At 70.7% G+C, this 18,083-nt stretch carries 15 protein-coding genes; 9 read left to right on the top strand and 6 right to left on the bottom strand.

Translation table 11 applies throughout. From position 1 onward, the window contains the following. Positions 1 to 241: 241 nt before the first annotated feature. Positions 242 to 868, bottom strand: a complete 627-nt coding sequence (locus tag NUT86_RS39070; protein WP_274740161.1) for an alpha-ketoglutarate-dependent dioxygenase AlkB — start codon at positions 866 to 868, stop codon at positions 242 to 244. A 154-nt stretch (positions 869 to 1,022) separates the two neighbouring features. Here NUT86_RS39070 and NUT86_RS39065 point away from each other — a divergent pair, with 154 nt between their 5' ends. The 4 genes from NUT86_RS39065 to NUT86_RS39050 all read left to right on the top strand — a co-directional run bounded on the left by NUT86_RS39065 (position 1,023) and on the right by NUT86_RS39050 (position 4,733). Continuing rightward, positions 1,023 to 1,811, top strand: coding sequence for an aminotransferase class IV (locus NUT86_RS39065; protein ID WP_274740159.1), 789 nt, complete (start codon positions 1,023 to 1,025; stop codon positions 1,809 to 1,811). A gap of 187 nt (positions 1,812 to 1,998) precedes the next feature. Then, complete coding sequence (locus tag NUT86_RS39060) at positions 1,999 to 2,757, top strand: IclR family transcriptional regulator (protein WP_018091512.1); 759 nt, start codon at positions 1,999 to 2,001, stop codon at positions 2,755 to 2,757. Between the two features lie 260 nt (positions 2,758 to 3,017). Beyond that, positions 3,018 to 4,097 carry a PP2C family protein-serine/threonine phosphatase gene (locus tag NUT86_RS39055; RefSeq protein WP_159483756.1) on the top strand — a complete coding sequence of 360 codons (1,080 nt, stop codon included), beginning with the start codon at positions 3,018 to 3,020 and terminating at the stop codon, positions 4,095 to 4,097. A gap of 216 nt (positions 4,098 to 4,313) precedes the next feature. Continuing rightward, positions 4,314 to 4,733, top strand: a complete 420-nt coding sequence (locus NUT86_RS39050; protein WP_274740155.1) for a PPOX class F420-dependent oxidoreductase — start codon at positions 4,314 to 4,316, stop codon at positions 4,731 to 4,733. Between the two features lie 172 nt (positions 4,734 to 4,905). On the opposite strand, the gene NUT86_RS39045 is transcribed toward NUT86_RS39050, so the two are convergent. Further along, positions 4,906 to 5,763 (bottom strand): SigB/SigF/SigG family RNA polymerase sigma factor, encoded by an 858-nt coding sequence (locus tag NUT86_RS39045; protein WP_266440362.1) that lies wholly within the window; start codon positions 5,761 to 5,763, stop codon positions 4,906 to 4,908. 444 nt (positions 5,764 to 6,207) lie between these two features. On the opposite strand from NUT86_RS39045, the gene NUT86_RS39040 reads away from it, so the two are divergent. The 4 genes from NUT86_RS39040 (at position 6,208) to NUT86_RS39025 (ending at position 10,266) form a co-directional block, all read left to right on the top strand. After that, positions 6,208 to 7,125, top strand: coding sequence for a Vgb family protein (locus NUT86_RS39040; protein WP_159483760.1), 918 nt, complete (start codon positions 6,208 to 6,210; stop codon positions 7,123 to 7,125). A gap of 387 nt (positions 7,126 to 7,512) precedes the next feature. Next, positions 7,513 to 8,802 carry a PP2C family protein-serine/threonine phosphatase gene (locus NUT86_RS39035; protein ID WP_018091518.1) on the top strand — a complete coding sequence of 430 codons (1,290 nt, stop codon included), beginning with the start codon at positions 7,513 to 7,515 and terminating at the stop codon, positions 8,800 to 8,802. A 198-nt stretch (positions 8,803 to 9,000) separates the two neighbouring features. After that, positions 9,001 to 9,843 (top strand): DUF1206 domain-containing protein, encoded by an 843-nt coding sequence (locus NUT86_RS39030; RefSeq protein WP_148593056.1) that lies wholly within the window; start codon positions 9,001 to 9,003, stop codon positions 9,841 to 9,843. A gap of 108 nt (positions 9,844 to 9,951) precedes the next feature. Then, positions 9,952 to 10,266: a hypothetical protein gene (locus NUT86_RS39025; protein ID WP_159483762.1), complete on the top strand. Its 315-nt coding sequence runs from the start codon at positions 9,952 to 9,954 to the stop codon at positions 10,264 to 10,266. A gap of 120 nt (positions 10,267 to 10,386) precedes the next feature. Here the strand turns inward: NUT86_RS39025 and NUT86_RS39020 are convergent, their stop codons facing one another. The 4 genes from NUT86_RS39020 to NUT86_RS39005 all read right to left on the bottom strand — a co-directional run bounded on the left by NUT86_RS39020 (position 10,387) and on the right by NUT86_RS39005 (position 16,740). Then, on the bottom strand, positions 10,387 to 12,198 hold the full coding sequence (locus tag NUT86_RS39020) for a M28 family peptidase (protein ID WP_446750849.1): 1,812 nt from the start codon (positions 12,196 to 12,198) through the stop codon (positions 10,387 to 10,389). Between the two features lie 377 nt (positions 12,199 to 12,575). Continuing rightward, the gene (gene amaB / locus NUT86_RS39015; RefSeq protein ID WP_266440242.1) at positions 12,576 to 14,105 is read right to left on the bottom strand and encodes an L-piperidine-6-carboxylate dehydrogenase; all 1,530 of its coding nucleotides are present in this window, start codon (positions 14,103 to 14,105) and stop codon (positions 12,576 to 12,578) included. A gap of 44 nt (positions 14,106 to 14,149) precedes the next feature. Further along, on the bottom strand, positions 14,150 to 15,541 hold the full coding sequence (gene hglS / locus NUT86_RS39010) for a 2-oxoadipate dioxygenase/decarboxylase (RefSeq protein WP_159483766.1): 1,392 nt from the start codon (positions 15,539 to 15,541) through the stop codon (positions 14,150 to 14,152). 29 nt (positions 15,542 to 15,570) lie between these two features. After that, on the bottom strand, positions 15,571 to 16,740 hold the full coding sequence (locus NUT86_RS39005; protein WP_274740148.1) for an NAD(P)/FAD-dependent oxidoreductase: 1,170 nt from the start codon (positions 16,738 to 16,740) through the stop codon (positions 15,571 to 15,573). Positions 16,741 to 16,922: 182 nt separating this feature from the next. Between NUT86_RS39005 and NUT86_RS39000 the strand changes: the two genes are divergently transcribed. Next, entirely contained in the window at positions 16,923 to 17,837 is a 915-nt protein-coding gene (locus NUT86_RS39000) for a LysR family transcriptional regulator (protein ID WP_274740147.1), read from the top strand. The last annotated feature ends 246 nt before the right edge of the window (positions 17,838 to 18,083 follow it).

The raw sequence follows: 18,083 nt of genomic DNA, 5'->3' as shown, positions 1-18,083 counted from the left end.
CCCCACCAGGCACGTCGACAGGGGCCGCTGTCACATGGTCCATGGACACTGGATCCGTGTCTGGCACCCGGCCTGGCGGGACCGGCACGGCCACCGCCACCCGGGCCACTGGACCCGGACCTGGCACCGGGCCCACCTGGTGTGCCACAGACACTGACCGGACCGCCCCCGGTAGTTACCGGGCCCCCGAGCCGCTTGCGACTCGGGGGCCCTCTGTCATGACCGGAAGTCGCGGCCGCCCTCAGTGCACACCGTGGGGCCGGAATTGGATACTGATCCGCGGTCCTGTCGCGCGGGTGCTCTTGGGGATCGCATGCTCCCAGGTCCGTTGGCAGGAGCCGCCCATCACGAGCAGATCGCCGTGCCCGAGCGGGCGCCGTACCGTGCCGCCGCCGCGCCTCGGGCGCAGCAGCAGATCGCGCGGCGCACCCACGGACAGGATGGCGACCATCGTGTCCTCCCGTCTGCCGCGGCCGATCCGGTCACCGTGCCAGGCCACGCTGTCGTGACCGTCCCGGTAGTAGCAGAGGCCGGCCGTCGTGAACGGTTCGCCGAGCTCGGTGGCGTAGTGGGCGGAGAGCGCCTTCCTCACCTCGTCGAGGACGGGGTGCGGCAGGGCGTCGTCGGCCTGATAGAAGGCGAGCAGTCGCGGTACGTCCACCACCTGCTCGTACATCCGCCGGCGCTCGGCCTGCCAGGGAACCTCGGCGGCAAGCTGCTCGAACAGGGCGTCCGCCCCGCTCAGCCAGCCGGGCAGCAGATCGATCCAGGCACCGTCGCCGAGCTCGGACCGGCGCATCGCGCGCAGCGGACCGAGCCGGACCTCATCGGTCTGGTCGAAGAGCGAGCCCTGGAGATGCGTGGCCATGCCGTCAGGGTACGCCCATAATCGAATGTTTGTTCTGGCACGGTGGGATGCGGCGGGATGAGGGCGCAGACCTCGGCGCGGTCGCGAGCACCCTCCTCCCCACCGCTTGAAGCCGGGCGCCCACCCCATATGAACGGCCCCTAGGATGCTGATCATGACCGATTCGACCGCGCCCCGTATCGAGATCAACGGCCGTGCCACCGAGGCCGATCCGCTGCTGTTCGACATGCTGAGCGGCCAGGGACATTTCACGGCCATGCAGGTCAGGACGGGCCGTGTGCGCGGACTGGATCTCCATCTGCACCGGCTGGACGTGGCCACCCGTGAGCTCTTCGGGGTGGGGCTGGACGGCGAGCTGGTCCGCGGCAGAATCCGCCATGCCCTGCGGGAACGGAGCCAGGACGCCGCGGTCCGTGTCTACGTCTACCACCCCGAGCCCGGCGACGGGCCGGTCACGGTGGTGACCGTCCGTCCCCCGGTCCCCGAGCCCGGGACCGCACAGCGTCTGCGCAGTGTGGCGTACCAGCGGCCCGCGGCCCACCTCAAGCATCTCGGGGGATTCGGGCAGCGGTACCACCTGAGCCGGGTGCAGCAGGAGGGGTTCGACGAGGCTCTTCTGGTGGCACCGGACGGTGCGGTGGCCGAGGGCGCGACCACCAACATCGGCTTCGTCAAGGACGGAAAGGTCATCTGGCCCGACGCACCCGCCCTCCTGGGAACCACCATGCTGGTGCTCCGGCGGGAACTGGACCGGGCCGGGGTGCCCTGGACGCAACGGCCGGTGCACACCGACGACTTGGCCTCCTTCGAGGGGGCCTTCGTCTCCAACTCCCAAGGCGTTGCCGCCGTCTCGGCGATCGACGACACACGCTATCCGGCGGATACGGAGCTGGTGCGCACGCTGCGGAGCCTGTACCAGGCCGCCCCCTGGGACGAGATCTGACCGCTGCCGCCCGGCGTGCGAGCTTCCACGGCACTTGGCACCTGCGCCTGAGTGCATCCGCTCATGCGCACCTCCGATTCGGACGCCTTGCTCGCCGTGTGTGCTCCGCCGCATACCGTCCGCAAGAGAAGGCCGCGTACAGGGAGAGGGCCTTGCCCGGGTGCGGCGCCAGAGGCAGGCTGAACGTATGGGCAACGGCGAGGGCCCCACGCTCATCACCTCCGTCCAGCGAGCCTTCCGGCTGATGGAGGCTGTCGGCGCGCACGAGGGCGGCGCGCCCGCGAAGCAGCTGGCACGGGAGACGGGGCTGCCCCTGGCGACCACGTATCACCTCCTGCGCACACTGGCTCACGACGGGTACATCCGGAAGCTGGACGACGGCGGTTTCGTCCTGGGCGAGAAGCTGACCACGCTGCACGCCGGCGGACAGGGACAGGCGCTGCTGACCCGGGTCCGGCCCGCGCTCGCGGCGCTGCGGGACGCCCTTTCGGCCGCCGCCTACCTGACCTTCTACGAGGACGGCGAAATCCGGGTCGTCGAGATCATCGACGGCCCCCGGGCACCGCGGGTGGACCTCTGGGTGGGCTTCGAGGACGCCGGGCACGCCACGGCGCTGGGCAAGTGCGTGCTGCGCGAGCTGGACGACGAAGCCCGTGACGACTACCTCTCGCGACACCCTCTCGCCGATCTCACACCGCGCACCATCACCGGCCGCGCCGAACTCCTCCGGCAGCTCGACACCACACCCCTGCAGCCGGCGATGACGGACATGGAGGAGTACGCCCTCGGGACGTTCTGTGTCGCGGTACCGGTGTACAGCGGTGAGACGCTCGGCTCCCTCGGTGTGTCACTCCGGGCGGATCGGATCTCCCGCATCGACGAGGTCCGGAACCGGCTGATTCCGGCAGCGGGCCGCGTGACCAGGGGGCTTTCGCTCACTATCTGAAATCCCGGTCCTTGCGGCCGCCACCCTCACACCCGTTTCCTAGATGAAACGGACATTTAGGTACGTAAGTGCCATGAGCAGGGAAGCGAGCCGCGGACGAGGACATGCGCCCAGCCCGAACCCACCACCCCACCCACCGGCCGCAGCGACAGCTTGCCCGTCCGTTCTCCGCTCTGTGGAGGGCTGCCCGTCGTCCTGCCCCGGCCCGGGGTGATGCTCCGTCCGGCGGCGCGGGCGTCCGCCGGCACTTCGCCGCCGGAGTGCCGGTTCTGATCATCGCGGCCGTCGCGCTCCTCGCCCTGACGGGCGGGACCGGGATGAGCTGGCTGCCGCTGCTCGCCGTCGGCCCCGCGCTGGCCGCCGCCACCAGCGGGCCGTGGGGAGTGCTCCGCATCGGTGCGCTGGCCGTGGGGCTGGGCGCCGCCATCGGTGTGCATGCCGGTACCTCGGATCGTGAGCTGGCGATCGTGCTGTCCGCACTGTCCGCCGTGACCTTGGCCAGCACTCTGGCCAGTGCCCTGCGCAGGCGCCGTGAACGGGTACTGGCCGCCGTCCGCTCGGTCGCCGAGGCCGCACAACACGCCTTCCTCAAACCGGTGCCCTCGACCGTGGGGCATTTCCAGGCGGCGGTCCGGTACAGCGCCGCCGCTGCCGAGGCCCGGATCGGCGGGGACCTGTATGCGCTGGTGCCCACGCCCTTCGGCATCCGGCTCATCGTCGGCGACGTACGCGGCAAGGGCCTGCCGGCGGTCGGGGTCGCCGCCCTGGTCCTGGGCGTCTTCCGGGAGGCGGCCTACGACGAGCCGGATCTCCTCGATGTCGTCCACCGGATCGAACGGAGCCTGGCGCGCAACCTCGGGCCGGACGACTTCGTCACCGCGGTGATCGCGGGATACCCGGACGCCGACCGGATGGAGCTGGTCAACTGCGGGCATGCCGCTCCACTGCTGGTCCAGGACGCGGGCGTGCTGCCCGTGGAGCCTGCCCGGCCGACCCCGCCGCTCGGCCTGCGGGCGCTCGCCGACGAGACCCCGAGCCTCCAGGAAGTAGCCCTGGCCGACGGGAACCAGCTGCTCTTCTACACCGATGGCGTGACCGAGGCCCGCGACCACGAGCGGGAGTTCTACCCGCTCCGGGAACGGCTGGCCCTGCACCTCTCGGAGGACCCGTCCCGCACCCTCGCCGCGCTCCATGAAGATCTGCTCACGCATGTGGGCGGAGAACTCCACGATGACGCCGCGATGCTCCTGCTCCGGAAGCCGGCCGTCGCCCCGGCGGCACCGAGCGGCGTCGACGAGCCGGCCGTCCGGTACCCCTCCCGGCCGGTGGCTGCCGAATAGCCGAAGAGGACGCGGGCGCTGATCCGGAGGACGGACCTTGAGGCCGGCTCGTCCTCCGGATCAGCGCCCGGCAGGACGGCCGTGAAGGCGGGAAGCGGCTCCCGCCACGGTCGCCCCGGTCAGCAGGAACCCGGTGGGTGAACTGAGTACAGTCGTTATGTCGATCATGTCGCACGTCCCGGCCGGCGGACGGCTACGTAGTGGAGGGCGCCTCAGATGTCGAAACCACCGCTTCCCGACGCGGCAGTCACCATGCTGGGCAAAGCGAACCCCGCGGTCATCACCACGCTGCGCTCGGACGGGCAGCCGGTCTCCACGGCCACCTGGTACCTCTGGGACAACGGCCGGGTGCTGGTCAACATGGATGAAGGCCGAAAGCGGCTGGCGCACCTCCGCAACGACCCCCGGGTCACCCTCACCGTGCTGGACGAGGGCAACTGGTACACACACATCAGCCTCATCGGCCACGTCGCCGAAATCCGTGACGACGACGAACTCGCGGATATCGACCGCCTGGCGCGGCAGTACCTCGGCAAGCCGTACCCACAGCGGGACCGCCGCCGGGTCAGCGCCTGGATCGAGATCGACCGCTGGCACGGCTGGGGCAGCTTGAAGGACAGCAGCCAGGCCGGCTGAGGACGGCCGGACCCGGCGGGGCGGGGCGGGGCACTCGCGTCCGCTCGGCCACCGGCCCCTGGCCGCCGTGCCATTTTCTCGCCGTCTTCCCTGCCGTCTTCCTCGCCACCACTCTGAGCCATCGCTCTGAGCCACCTTCATGGAGGCCGGGGCCACCGTCATGGCGGCCCCGTCACCCCTCGGCGAGCAGTCCCTTGCGCAAGGTGGTGCAGGCGCGGGTCAGCAGGCGCGAGACATGCATCTGCGAGAGGCCGAGCTCCTCGCCGATCTCGGCCTGCGTCATCTCCGCCCCGAAGCGCAGCTGGAGGAGGGTGCGTTCGCGGTCGTCGAGCTTGGCCAGGTGCGGCTTGAGGGCCTGGATGTCTTCGGCCAGGGCGAGGGCGGGGTCCTCGGTGCCGATGAGGTCGGCGACGAGACCGGTCTGCTGCTTGCCGCCACCGCCGGCCTGGATGGGCCGGTCGATGGAATCGCTGTCATAGCCGTTGCAGGCCACCAAGCCCTCGGACACCTCGTCCTCCGGCATGTCGAGGTGGTCGGCGAGCTCCGCGACGGACGGCTCGTGGCTGCCCTGCCCCTCCAGTTCCTCCCGGGCCCGGGCAAGGTCGATCCGCAGCTCCTGCAGGCGCCGCGGCACCCGCACCGACCAGGTGGTGTCACGGAAGAACCGCTTGATCTCGCCCTGGATGTACGGGACGGCCAGCGTGGTGAACTCGACGTCACGGGAAGGGTCGTAGCGGTCGATCGCCTTGATCAGGCCGATCGTGCCGACCTGCAGAACGTCTTCCATCGACTCCCTGCGGCTGGAGAACCGGCGGGCGACATAGCGCACCAGGGAGAGGTTCATCTCGATGAGGGTGTTCCGCACGTACTGGTACTCGGGCGTACCCTCCTCCACCGTCTCCAGCCGCTGGAGGAAGAGCTTGGACAACTCCCGTGCGTCTGCCGGAGCGACGCGCTGCGGAGCGGGGATGTGCGGCAGCACCGTCGGAGCCGGAACGGCACACACCTTCGACGTGGTCTCCGGCTCCATTCCTGCCTTCATGGTGCTGTTGGTCCTCATGCTTCTGGCTCCCGCCTGTTGCTGAGCCCCCGTCGCACGCTCCCCTACCCGTCGCTGCCACATGCATGTCCCGTCGTTCCTGTGCGTTGACCCGTGGCGGGCGGTGCCGCTGAGCGCTGCCGGCGCGCGCAGGAGCTCGGGACTTGGTGAATCGGCGGCGTATGGCAGCGGCGAGACCGGGAGAGCCAACTGTCCACGTTTTACGTGCTGTTGGAGATCCGCGGAGGGTGCGCCAAGAAATTTGTTGCTTCTGCGGCGGCAACGTGTCAGCATTCTTAATGCAACTAATGTTGCACTAGCGTCTGTCGGTCAACCCTGCTCCGACGCTGCCGCTCCCAAGCACACGCCCGCTCCCCCATCCCTGACCACCGCCTCATGTGCTGCCCCGCCCGCCCGAAAGGACCAGCCCCACCGATGCCCCGTCGTGCCGCCTCGTTCCAGCAGATCCCCGTCTCCGACGCCGCCGCGGGCCCGTACGCCCTCACCGCCGGCCCCGATGGCGCACTGTGGTGCACCTTGGTCCACGCGGGGCAGATCGCCCGGCTGACACCGGAGGGTCAACTCGACCGCTATGCACTCGACTCCGCGTCCTGCGGACCGTCCGTCATCACCTCGGGACCCGACGGCGCGTTGTGGTTCACCCGAAGCCAGGACCATCGGATCGGGCGGATCACCGTGACCGGCGAGGTGACCTCCTTCCCCCTTCCCACTCCGGGCAGTGGGCCCTACGGCATGGTGTCCGCTCCCGATGGAGCGCTGTGGTTCACACAGCTGCATGGCGACCGGATCGGCCGGATCACCACGGACGGCCGGGTGACGGAATTTCCGCTGCCCCTCAGCGGCGCGTTCCCCTCAGCCATCGCCGCCGGCCCCGATGACGCCCTGTGGTTCACCCTCAATCAAGCGCATGCGATCGGCCGCATCAGCTTCGACGGCGAGATCACGCTCCACCCCCTTCCCACCGAGAACGCCGCACCGGTCGGCATCACCTGCGGCGGGGACGGCGCTCTCTGGTTCGTGGAGATAGGCGCCGGCCGGATAGGCCGGATCACGACGGACGGCGAGATCGACGAGTTCCCCCTCCCGGACCCTGCGTCCCGGCCCCACGCGATCGTCGCCGGCCCGGCCGGTGACTGCTGGTTCACCGAATGGGGAGCCAACCGCATCGGGTCCATCACCCCTGACGGCCGCATCGAGGAGTACGACCTGCCGATTGCCGCGTCCGAACCACACGGATTGGCCTTCGGGCCGGACGGTGCCCTCTATGTCGCGCTGGAAATCGGAGCGGTTGTCCGACTGGCGCCCCAGGGGGAGCGAGGGGGCCGCCACTGACGAGCGGGCGACGGCATCGCGCAACCAGAATTGGAGCCGGAACCGGAGCCGGAACCGCGCCCCGCCCCGGAACCGCACCCGGACCCGGAACCAGAGCCGAACCCCGTAGCGGACCCAGAACCCGGAGCCGGTCGTGGTGGAGCGACGTGTCGCGTCCCGTCACTCAGGGCCCACGCTCCGCAACCCGGAGGTGTCGCTCTTGTGCCACACCGCGGTGTCGCTGTCGGTGAGCTCCCTCAGGGTGTCACCATCGACAGCACAGGCATCGCCCTGACCGCACGGGCAGCCGACGATGCCGTGGACGGGACCGCCCACAGGGCGGAGCGCTCGGCGGGCCGACGCCCGAGGAAAGGTGCCTCCATGAGCAGTCCAGCCGCCCGGGGGCGGATGCTGGGTGATCTTATTGCCGCGAGCCATGTGGTCACGCTGGAGCAGATCCCGGACCTGGTCGCCAAGCACGCGGCCAAGGTCGGCTGGCTGGATGTGCAGATCTACCTCGCCGATCTGCAGCAGGTCATTCTGTGCCGGCTCGCCGGCTACGCCTCCGGTTACGGAGCAGGGGTGGAGCCGGCGTCGGATGTGGTGCGGGTGGAAGGCACGCTCGCCGGCCGCGCGTTCCAGACAGGGGGCATCGTCGCGGGTAGCACCTCCGAGAGCGGCCAGTGGTGGGTTCCGATGCTCGACGGCACCGAACGGCTGGGAGCGCTGCGGGCCACCGCCGCCCCGGGCACGGAGATGGACGCCCAGGCGGCCCAGGACCTGCGCAATCTCGGCGGGCTGGTCGCCTTGATGGTGGTCAGTAAGCGAGGGGTGAGCGATACCTACGCCCGGCTGGTGCGGCGCCGGAGGATGAATATCGCCGCGGAGATGGAGTGGCGCGTCATGCCGCCCAGAACCTTCGCCACCGACCGGGTGCTGATCAGTGCCGTGATGGAGCCGGCCTATGAGGTCAGCGGCGATGTGTTCGACTACGCCATCGCCGAAGAGACCGTGCACCTGGCGCTCTTCGACGCCATGGGCCACGACACGGCCGCCGGGCTGACCGCGAACCTCGCGCTCGCGGCCAGCCGTAACCACCGCCGGCGGAACTGCGGAATCCTGCAGATCGCTGAGGCCGTGGAAGAGGCCCTCGTGAAGCAGTTCGACGCCAACCGCTTCGCGACCGGCATCCTGGCCGAGCTGAACGCCGCCACCGGGGTACTGACCTGGACCAGCCTCGGACACCCGCTGCCGGTCGTCATCCGCAAGGGGCGCACCGCCCTGCCCCTGTCCTGCTCCCCCAGCCCTCCCATGGGTACCGACCTGGGCGTGCCGCCCACGCTCTGCCGGGACCAGCTGGAGCCCGGCGACCGTCTGCTGCTCTACACCGACGGCATCACCGAAGCCCGTGATCACAAAGGTCAGGAATTCGGCCTGGAGAGCTTCACCGACTTTCTCATCCAGCACCATGCGGACGGACTGCCCGTGCCGGAGACCCTGCGCCGGCTGATCCGGCGTCATCTTGCCTACCACGACGGGCGGCTCGAGGACGACGCCACCGTTCTGCTGCTGGAGTGGAGCGGTCCCACCCCCTACCGCCCCGCCCGCGTCGAAGCCCTCGCCGGTCTCCCCGAACACACCACCCCCGCCACCGCCCTGCCCACCCCCTGGACGACTCCCGGCACAGCGGCCGGGTGACGCGTCGGCGCAGAGGCACACCCTCGGGCAGAGGCACACCCTGGGGCAGAGCGGCACCCTCGGGGACGAGTGGATGACGGTGCCGTACGCACACCGGCTGAGGGCGACGGGCGGCGACGGGCCCGGTGGTTTCCGCTCTGCGGCCAGGGGCAAACGGAGTGCACCCTCGACGGCGGGAATAGCCTCTGGAGGCAACGCATGCACACGACGACCGCGGTACCCCATATCGGACGAGGCACCGCCCACCGTGCGGCCCGCAGCTCCGCGGTCCGGGCCGCGGCACGTGGTGGTTTCGTGGCTCGGGGCGTGATCTACCTCCTCGTGGGTGTGCTGGCGCTGCGGATCGCGTTCGGTGACTCCGGTGAGCAGGCCGACCGGGGCGGGGCGCTGGCAGAGCTCGCGGCCAGGCCGTTCGGCAGCCTGCTGATCTGGGCACTCGGTCTGGGCCTGGCGGGGATGGCGCTGTGGCGCCTGTCCGAGGCGGGGTTCGGCGCGGCCGGGCCCGACGGGCACAAGGCCGGTACACGGCTGCTGTCGTTGGCCCGTTTCGTGTTCTACGCCGTGGTGTCGTTCTCCGTGGTCTCCTTCGCCGCGGGGAAGCAGGGCAGCGGTAGCGGGGCGAGTGACCAGCAGTCCCGGGATGCCACGGCCCAGGCGCTGGGCCTGCCCGGCGGCCCCTGGCTGGTGGCGGCCGCGGGAGCGGGCATTGCCGTCGCCGGGGCCTGGATCGCGGTGCGCGCCGTCCTCCGTAAGTTCCGCAAGCATCTCAACGGGGGCGGAATGTCGCCCCGGCTGCGGCGCGGTGTGGAGGTGCTCGGCATATCCGGTGGTCTCGCGCGCGGTGGGGTGTTCGCGGTCGCCGGGGTATTCGTCGTCAAGGCCGCGGTGACCTACGACCCCGGCAGGGCCAAAGGCATGGACGACACGCTCCGCTCCTTCGCGGACACCCCGGCCGGTCCCTGGCTGCTCGCCGCGATCGCGGCGGGCCTCGCCCTGTTCGGCCTCTTCTCGTTCACCATGGCCCGGTGGCGCAACTTCTGAGGGCATCACGCCGCGCGGACGGTGCAGGTCCCGCGGCGCTCCAGGGCCCACCGGCATCATCACAGCACGCCTCACACTCCCCTGCCCCACGACAGGAGCTCACCTCGTATGACCGAGACCCATCAGACCCCCCGGACGGTACGAGCGATGTTCCGCGCGGAAGCCTTCGTGCGGAACGGTCGCTGGCACCTTGAAGTCGCCAGCCTCGACCATGAGCCCGATACGGGCGACACGGAGGCTCTGCTCGTCACCCTGTGGCCCGTCGAGGACACCCCCGACGGCACCGGCTTCCCCGCCGTCGCACTCCGCGAGCAACTGCGCGAGAACGGCTTCACCCTCGCCGATCCGGACCACGGCACCGGCGGCTGGACGCCCACCGGCGACCGGGGTCACTACACCACTCCGTGCTACCCGACGGCCTGACCCCTTTCGCACGCCCGGCCGCTCCGTTCCCCACCGCGGTACCGGACGGTGATCTGCCGTAAGGGGCACCGGAGGGGCGAGAGGGGTCAGGCCAGGACTCGTCCCTCCGGTGCCGCCAGGTCAGCCGGTCTGCAGTGTCGCGTCGTCGACGACGAAGCTGGTCTGGAGGCTGGCGTCCTCGGTGGCGGTGAACGTCAGGGTGATCCGTTGTCCGATGTAGGGACTCAGGTCCACGGTGCGCTGGGTGTAGCCGCTCGACGCGTCGGTGTTGGAGAGGGTCGTCAGGGTGGTGCTGCCCACCTTGACCTTGAAGGTGTCGTACACGACGCGCTCGGTCTCATTGGTGTCGATGTGCAGCCAGTAGCTCAGGGTGGCCTTGCCGCAGCCGGCGGGGACGGTCACCGACTGGCTGAGGGAATCGGTGGCGGAGGAGCCGTAGCCGCCGAGCCAGGCGAATCTGCTGCCGCTGTGGGCGGACTGGCCGGCGTGGGCGCCGATCGCCCCGGTGTCACCCGTCCAGGGTGTGGTGCCGCTCTCGAATCCGCCGTTGGTGAGGAGCTGTTGGCCGGTGCAGCCGCCGGTTCCCCTGACGGTCAGGGTGTAGGTCGTGGTGTGGGTGACGGACCCGGTGCCGGTGATCGTGAGGGGGTAGGTGCCCGGTGCGGTGCTCGCGGCCGTGGCGACGGTCATGGTGGAGCTGTTGCCGGAGGTCACCGAGGCGGGGTTGAAGGAGACGGTCACCCCGGCCGGCGCGCCCGCGGCCGTCAGCTTCACCGTCTGGGCGGATCCGCTGGTGGTCGCGGTGGAGACGGTGGCGGTGGCCGAAGCCCCCGGGTCGACGCTGCCGTTGGCCGGGCTGGCGGCCAGGGAGAAGTCGTTCGCCGGGGTGGAGTTGGTGACGGCGAGGTTCCACAGGGTGTAGGCGATGCCGTCGACGCTGCGGTTCAGTCCGGTGGCGTTGATGTTGCCGGTGGTGTCGCAGGACTGGTGGTAGCAGGGGTCGTAGGAGCGGTTGGCGGTGCCGCCCCACTTTGCGGCCTGCGCCGATGTCTTCCTGGCGCCGGCGCCCATGGCGTATCCGGAGGTCGGGATGCCGGCCTGCTCGAAGGAGTAGTCGTCGGAGCGGCCGGCGCCCTCGGTGTTCTCCTCGGGCTGGAGGCCGAGGGAGTCCCAGTACGCCTTCATCGGCTGGGCGGCGGTGGAGGTGACGTGGTTGATGAAGTAGCCGCCGTTGGTCGAGGCGATCATGTCGAAGTTGTAGTACGCCTTGATCTTCGACCGCTCGGCGGAGGAGAGCGAACCGACGTAGAAGTCGGAGCCGTTGAGGCCCTGTTCCTCGTCCGTCCACCAGCCGAAGCGGACCCGGGCGGCCATGGCGGGGTGCTGTTCCGCGAGGGTGAGTGCGGTCTCCAGCAGCGCGGCCGAGCCGGAGCCGTTGTCGTTGATGCCCGGGCCCGCGCCGACGCCGTCGAGGTGGGAGCCGAACATATAGACCTTGGTGGCGTCGCCCTGCGGCCATTCGGCGATCACGTTCGGACCGGCCCCGCTCGCGCAGCCGGAGGTGCAGGGCTGTTCGGTGACGGTGTAGCCGGCCGCCTGGAGCTTGTTCTTGACGTAGGCGACGGAGTCCCGGTAGCCCTGTCCGCTGGACTTGCGGTTGCCGCCGTTGCGGGTGGCGATGTTGTTCAGCTCGGTGAGATGGGCCTGGACCTTGGCCACATCGATGTCCGGGGCGTCGGCGGCAGAAGTGCTGCCGGCGGTGGGAGCGTTGGCCGGTGTGCCGGGAGCGCTGCTCACGGTCTGTCCGGCCGATATCGCGTAGGCGGGCGGGTGGGTCCGGGGGGCCGCCGTGGCGGTGGGGGCAACGGCCAGCGCGGCCGCTCCGATGGTGGCGGCGAGGGATACCCCGGCCACCGCGAGTCTTCGTAGCACCATGGCTCCTTGAGGGGGTAGGGAGTACTACCGGCGGAGGTTCTGGTGGAGCACCGGGCCGTGGCAGCGTCGTGTCATCCGGCCGGCGCCGACGAGGTGGGGCTCGCGCACGGCTGGAGACGACATGTCCATGACCCAGGCCGCCGTACCATCACACCGTGGCACCCACGGCGTCAACGGATGTCCCCGCGCGGAGCGGTGTTTGTCGAAAAACGGCAGTTGGTGCCCGGTATCCGGGCACTCTCCGGCGCTCGTGACCGCTGCCGGACCCGGACGGCGAGGCCCCGGTGACATGGCGAACCCCCGCCCCGGCTCGGAAGCAGGGCGGGGGCGCGGGTTCCGCTCACGCGGATGACGGGCCGTCAAGCGGTCGGTGTTTAAAGGAAGCTGACGTTCTGGGCGAGGGCGAGGCGGCTGGAGTAGTTGATGGTGTTGGTGGCGGAGCGCATGTAGGCGCGCCAGGCGTCGGAGCCGGACTCGCGGCCGCCACCGGTCTCCTTCTCACCGCCGAAGGCGCCGCCGATCTCGGCGCCGGAGGTACCGATGTTGACGTTGGCGATACCGCAGTCGGAGCCCTCCGCCGACAGGAAGAGCTCGGCCTCCTGCTGGTCCCGGGTGAAGATGCTGGACGACAGGCCCTGCGGGACGTCGTTGTGCAGGGCGATGGCCTGGTTCAGAGTCTCGTAGGTCTGCACGTACAGGATGGGGGCGAAGGTCTCCTCGCGGACGACATCGGTCTGTTCGTCGACGCGGACGATGACCGGTTCGACGTAACTGGCCCGCGGCGCGGCGTCGGTGAGGCGCCGGTTGCCGCCGGCCAGAATCTTGCCGCCCTCCGCCTGTGCGCGGGTGAGGGCGTCCTGCATGGTGTCCAGGGCCTGCGGAGTGATGAGGGGCCCGACCAGGGTGGTCTCGTCGAAGGGGTCGCCGATGGGGAGCTTCTGGTAGGCGGCGGTCAGACGGGTGATGAGGGTGTCGGCGATGTCCTGGTGGACGATGAGACGGCGCAGGGTGGTGCAGCGCTGCCCCGCGGTGCCGGCCGCCGCGAAGACGATGCCCTGGACGGCGAGGTCGAGGTCGGCGGAGGGGGCGACGACGGCGGCGTTGTTGCCGCCGAGTTCCAGCAGAGTGCGGCCGAAGCGGGCCGCGACGCGGGGGCCGACCTCGCGTCCCATGCGGGTCGAACCGGTGGCGCTGACCAGCGCGACCCGGGGGTCGTCCACGAGCTTTTCGCCGACGGTGCGGTCGCCCAGCAGCAGGCGGTGCACATCCCGCGGGGCACCGACCTCTTCGGCGGCCCGGTCCAGCAGCCGGTCGCAGGCGAGCGAGATCAGCGAGGTGAGCTCGGAGGGCTTCCAGATCACGGTGTCGCCGCAGGCCAGGGCGACGGCGGTGTTCCACGACCAGACGGCGGCGGGGAAGTTGAACGCCGAGATCACCCCGACCACGCCGAGGGGGTGCCAGGTTTCGGCGAGGCGGTGGCCGGGGCGCTCGGAGGCGATCGTCCGGCCGTAGAGCTGGCGGGACAGACCGACGGCGAAGTCGCAGATGTCGATCATTTCCTGGACCTCACCGAGCGCCTCGGAGCGGATCTTGCCCGCTTCGATGGTGATGAGGTCGGCCAGATCGCTCTTGTGCTCACGCAGCAACTCCCCCAGGCGGCGGACGAGTTCGCCGCGGCGGGGTGCCGGGGTGGTGCGCCAGGTGAGGAACGCCTCGCGGGAGGCGACGAGGGCGTCCTCGGTGTCGGCGGCGGTGGCGGCCCGCAGACCGAAGAGGTCTTCGCCGGTGATGGGGCTGCGGGCGTGGAAATCGCCGCCTTCCACGACGGTGACGCCGACGCGGGCGAGGCTGGTGCGGGCGCGGGTGCGCAGGTCCTCGGTGGTGGGGAGGGCGGTGCCGGTCATGATGCTCCTTGGGTGGGGAGGGGTGGGGTGACGGATCGGCCGGGTCAGCCGGGCAGGCCGTCCAGGGCGAGTTCGCGGGCGACCCGCCCGAGGGAGCGGTTCTGCTGCTCCTCGTAGAGGTCGAAGGGGTCCAGGACCTCACGGCCGATGGCGCCGGAGAGCCATGCGCTGTCGTAGGCGATGCCGGTGCGGTCGTGGTGCCTGGAGCCTTCGTCGCTGAGGTTGGACTGGAAGATGCCGGCCGCGGAGCGCGGCAGGAAGTCCTCGTAGACGAGGGGTTCGGCACGGACCCAGCCCTGTGACAGCAGCTCGTCGAGGCCGGCGGGCGGGCGGCTGCCGTCGGCCGGCCGGTCGGGCACGACGTGATAGGTGAAGTGCGCCAGGCCCTGGGCGGCGAGGGCCTGCTCGGTGTCGGGGAGTTCCGCCGCCCACAGGGCGCGGGCGACATCTGCCCGGTCGGCCTGCGGGTCGCGGGCGGCCAGTTCGTCTACGCGGGCGAGCAGTGCGTCGTAACGGGCCCGGCCCTGGCGGGTGAGGGCGATCCCGCGGGCTTCGACCTCACCGAAGCGCACCCGCAGGGCTCCGCTGATCACACTGCCGTCCGGGGTGCGCAGGGCGCGGGGCTCGGCGAGGGCACGGAACGAGGTCTGGCGCAGCAGGACATCGGGGCCCTTCCACCGGGGCGGGCCCTGAATGGTGTCGATCATCTCGATGCCGCGCTCGGTCATCCGCCGGTAGAGCGCGTCGATGTCGAGGACGCGGGGCGTGAGGTGGTTGATGTGGGTGCTGCGTACGCCGCCGATGTCCGCGGCGACGGCGGAGACCTGTTCCAGGGTTTCGTACCACGCCTTGTCGACCGGCTCCGGGGACAGTTCGAAGACCTGCACGGCGAGGTGGAGGAACCGTTCGGCGTCCGTGTCGGACAGCTCCCCGGCGGCTTCCGCGCGGTCGGCGAGGGCCAGCAGCTCCGGGGGGAACAGCTGCCGCCCGGCGAGGAAGTTTTCCAGGCGGGCGCGCAGGTCGGGGTCGAAGAACCGGGGGTCCGCCGGGGTGAGCATGGAGGTGAAGACACGGAACGGGTTCCGTGCCAGCTCCTCGCCGTCGACGGGGCGGAAGGCGGTCGACACGACGGGGATCGCGCTGGCGGCGGCCTCCCGCAGGTCGTAGAAGCCGACCGGGTGCATGCCCAGGGCGCCGAAGACGCGGGCGACCTGCTGGAGTTCCTCGGGGGTGCCGACCCGGATGGCGCCGTGCCGTTCCGCGGTCACCCGGCCGATGGAGCCCAGGCGTTCGGCGTCGGCGCCCTGCTCGCGCAGCACCTCCTCATTGACCTCGTGTGAGACGTCCACGAGCGTGGTGTAGGCGGGGACCTCCCGCCCGTACATGTCGGAGAGCCGCCGCGCGAAGGCGGCGCGCAGTTGCCACTGGCTGAACATCGACGGGTCTGCCTTTCGGTCGGGGGAACTCACACCACGTGTGCTTCGGGGCGGGTCTCGGCACCGGTCGTGAACCGGTCGGCGCTGAGCGGGGTGACGTCCACGAACGGGGTCCGGTCGAGGTGGAGGTCGCGCATGATCTCGCCGACCGCGGGGGCCTGGAGGAAGCCATGGCCGGAAAACCCGGTGGCGTACAGGAAGTTGGACAGCGTGCCGGAGCGTCCGATCAGTGCGTTGTGGTCCGGGGTGACCTCGTACAGTCCGGCCCAGCCGTCGTGGGTCTCCATGTCGGCGAGGGCGGGGGCCCTGCGCCGGGCGGCGGCACGGAAGAGTTCGAGCCAGTCCGGGGTCCAGGTGGTGTCGAAGCCGTCGGCCTGGGCGGGATCGGCGAGGCCGAAGAGCAGTCCGTCGTCGCTGTTGTGGAAGTAGGCCGTGGAGGCGAAGTCGATGGTGAAGGGGATGCGCGGGGCGGGCGGTGCGAGCGGCGCCGTGAAGGCGAGCTGGCGGCGCACCGGGCGGACCGGGAGGTGGACGCCCGCCATCTCGCCGATCCGTGCGGACCAGGCGCCCGCGGCGCAGATGACCGTGGAGCAGGAGATCCGGCCATGGTCGGTGTGGACGGCCGTGACCCGGTCGCCGGTGGTGTCGATACCGGTGACGGCGGTGTGCGGAGCGAAGACGACCCCCGCCCGCGCGGCGGCACGCGCATAGCCCTGGACCGCCAGTCCGGGCCGGGCATGGCCGTCGGTCGGCGAGTAGGCGGCGGCCACCAGCCCCTCGGTGCTGACATAGGGGCACAGCTGCCGTGCCTCGCGGGGGCCGATCATGCGGCTGGGGACGCCGAAGCTGTTCTGGATGTGGACGCCGGTCTCGAAATCCGTGGCCTGCTGGTCGCTGGTGAGCAGGAAGAGATAACCGACGCTGTCCAGCCGGATGTCGGCGCCGGGCCGCCGCGGGAAGTCCTGCCAGGCGCGCAGACTCCGGCTGCCCAGCGCGATGTTGAGCGGGTCGGAGAACTGCGCCCGCACGCCGCCGATCGGCTTGCCCGAACTGCCGCTGCCCAGTTCGCCGCGCTCGACGACGACGATGTTGTGCACCCCGGCCTCGGCCAGGTGGAACGCGATGCTGGTGCCCATCACACCGCCGCCGACGATCACCACGTCGGCCGTGGGCGGGACGGTGCGGGAGGTGGATGACATGGACAAGAGGCCGATCCCTTCCAGAGGCCCGGGCCGGTGCCGGTGGGCGTCCGTCCGGCACATCGGCTGGGCTGTCAGTGCATGGCGAGAAGAGCTGATCAGCTAGCTGCCCGTCATCGTGCAGCAACCCAACCGTTGACGTCTACGAACAGTTAGTGCGTCTGATCTATTACGATCTCTATATGGACTGGACGAGTGCCCAGCTGCGGTCCTTGGTGGAGCTGACCAGGCGCGGCACGATCACCGCGGCGGCACAGGCCCTTGGATACACGCCCGGCGGGGTCTCTCAGCAGATCGCCGCGCTGGAGAAGGCCGCGGGCATGGAGCTGCTGCGGCGGGTCGGGCGGCGGGTGGAGCTGACCGACGCCGGGCGGACGCTGTCACGTCACGCGGAGCGGATCCTGTCCACGGAGGCGGAAGCCGTCGAGGCCCTGGAGCGCACCCGGCACGAGATCTCCGGCGTCCTGCAGGTGGGGCTGTTCGCCACCGCGGCCGCCGAGCTGCTGCCGCCGGCCCTGCAGGAGGCCCGGCGGGCCCATCCCGGGCTGACGGTACAGAGCCGCGATATGGATGTGGACGAGGTACATGACGCCGTCGCGTCCGGCGCGGTGGATCTGGCGCTCGGGCTGGACTACCCGGATGTGCCGATTCCGCGCGAGCCCACCCTGCGGGTGCGGCGGCTCTACCGCGAGCGGTTCTCGCTGGCGGTACCGGCCGGATCGATGGCGGGTCGCGAGGTGATCGGCCTGGCGGAGACCCAGGAGCTGGGCTGGATCCTGCCGTCGGCGGACAGTTACTACGGGCGCGCGGTGCGCACCGCCTGCCGGCGGGCGGGGGTCGAACCGCGGGTCCAGCACGAGGTGACCGATACCGCGGCCACACTGGCGCTCGTCGAGGCGGGGATCGGGGTGAGCACGGTGACGGATCTGATGCTCGGCCTGCGGGCGTCACGCCTGGACGTGGTGCGGCTGCGGGAGCGGATCGAGCGGCACATCGTGGTGATGTTCCGTTCCTCCGTCGAGCACCGGCCCACGGTGACGGCTCTGGTCGACGTCCTGCGGGCGGTGTCCGGGGCCCGCCACGATCCGTCCGACTAGCCGCCGCCCCGCGCGCAACAGCCTTTCCCCCGGGGCGGGTTGCCCTGCCCCGGGGAACAAGATGCCGTCTACACCAGAGCCCGATCTCCTCGTGCTGCGACGCAGCTGCGCCAGTGTTCCTTACCCTCAGCACCGCAAGTTGTCGCGCTGCGGTCTCTTTTGCCGGGGAGGAACCTGAGTGATGGTTTCAGGCCAGTGGTGACCCACGCCACGACGGTGGCCCGTCGTGCCGCCGCTGCCTGACAG

Origin of the sequence: Streptomyces sp. G7(2002) (assembly GCF_028870195.1) — a bacterium.
Classification (GTDB): domain Bacteria; phylum Actinomycetota; class Actinomycetes; order Streptomycetales; family Streptomycetaceae; genus Streptomyces; species Streptomyces nigrescens.
This window is presented reverse-complemented; position numbering and strand designations above follow the sequence as displayed.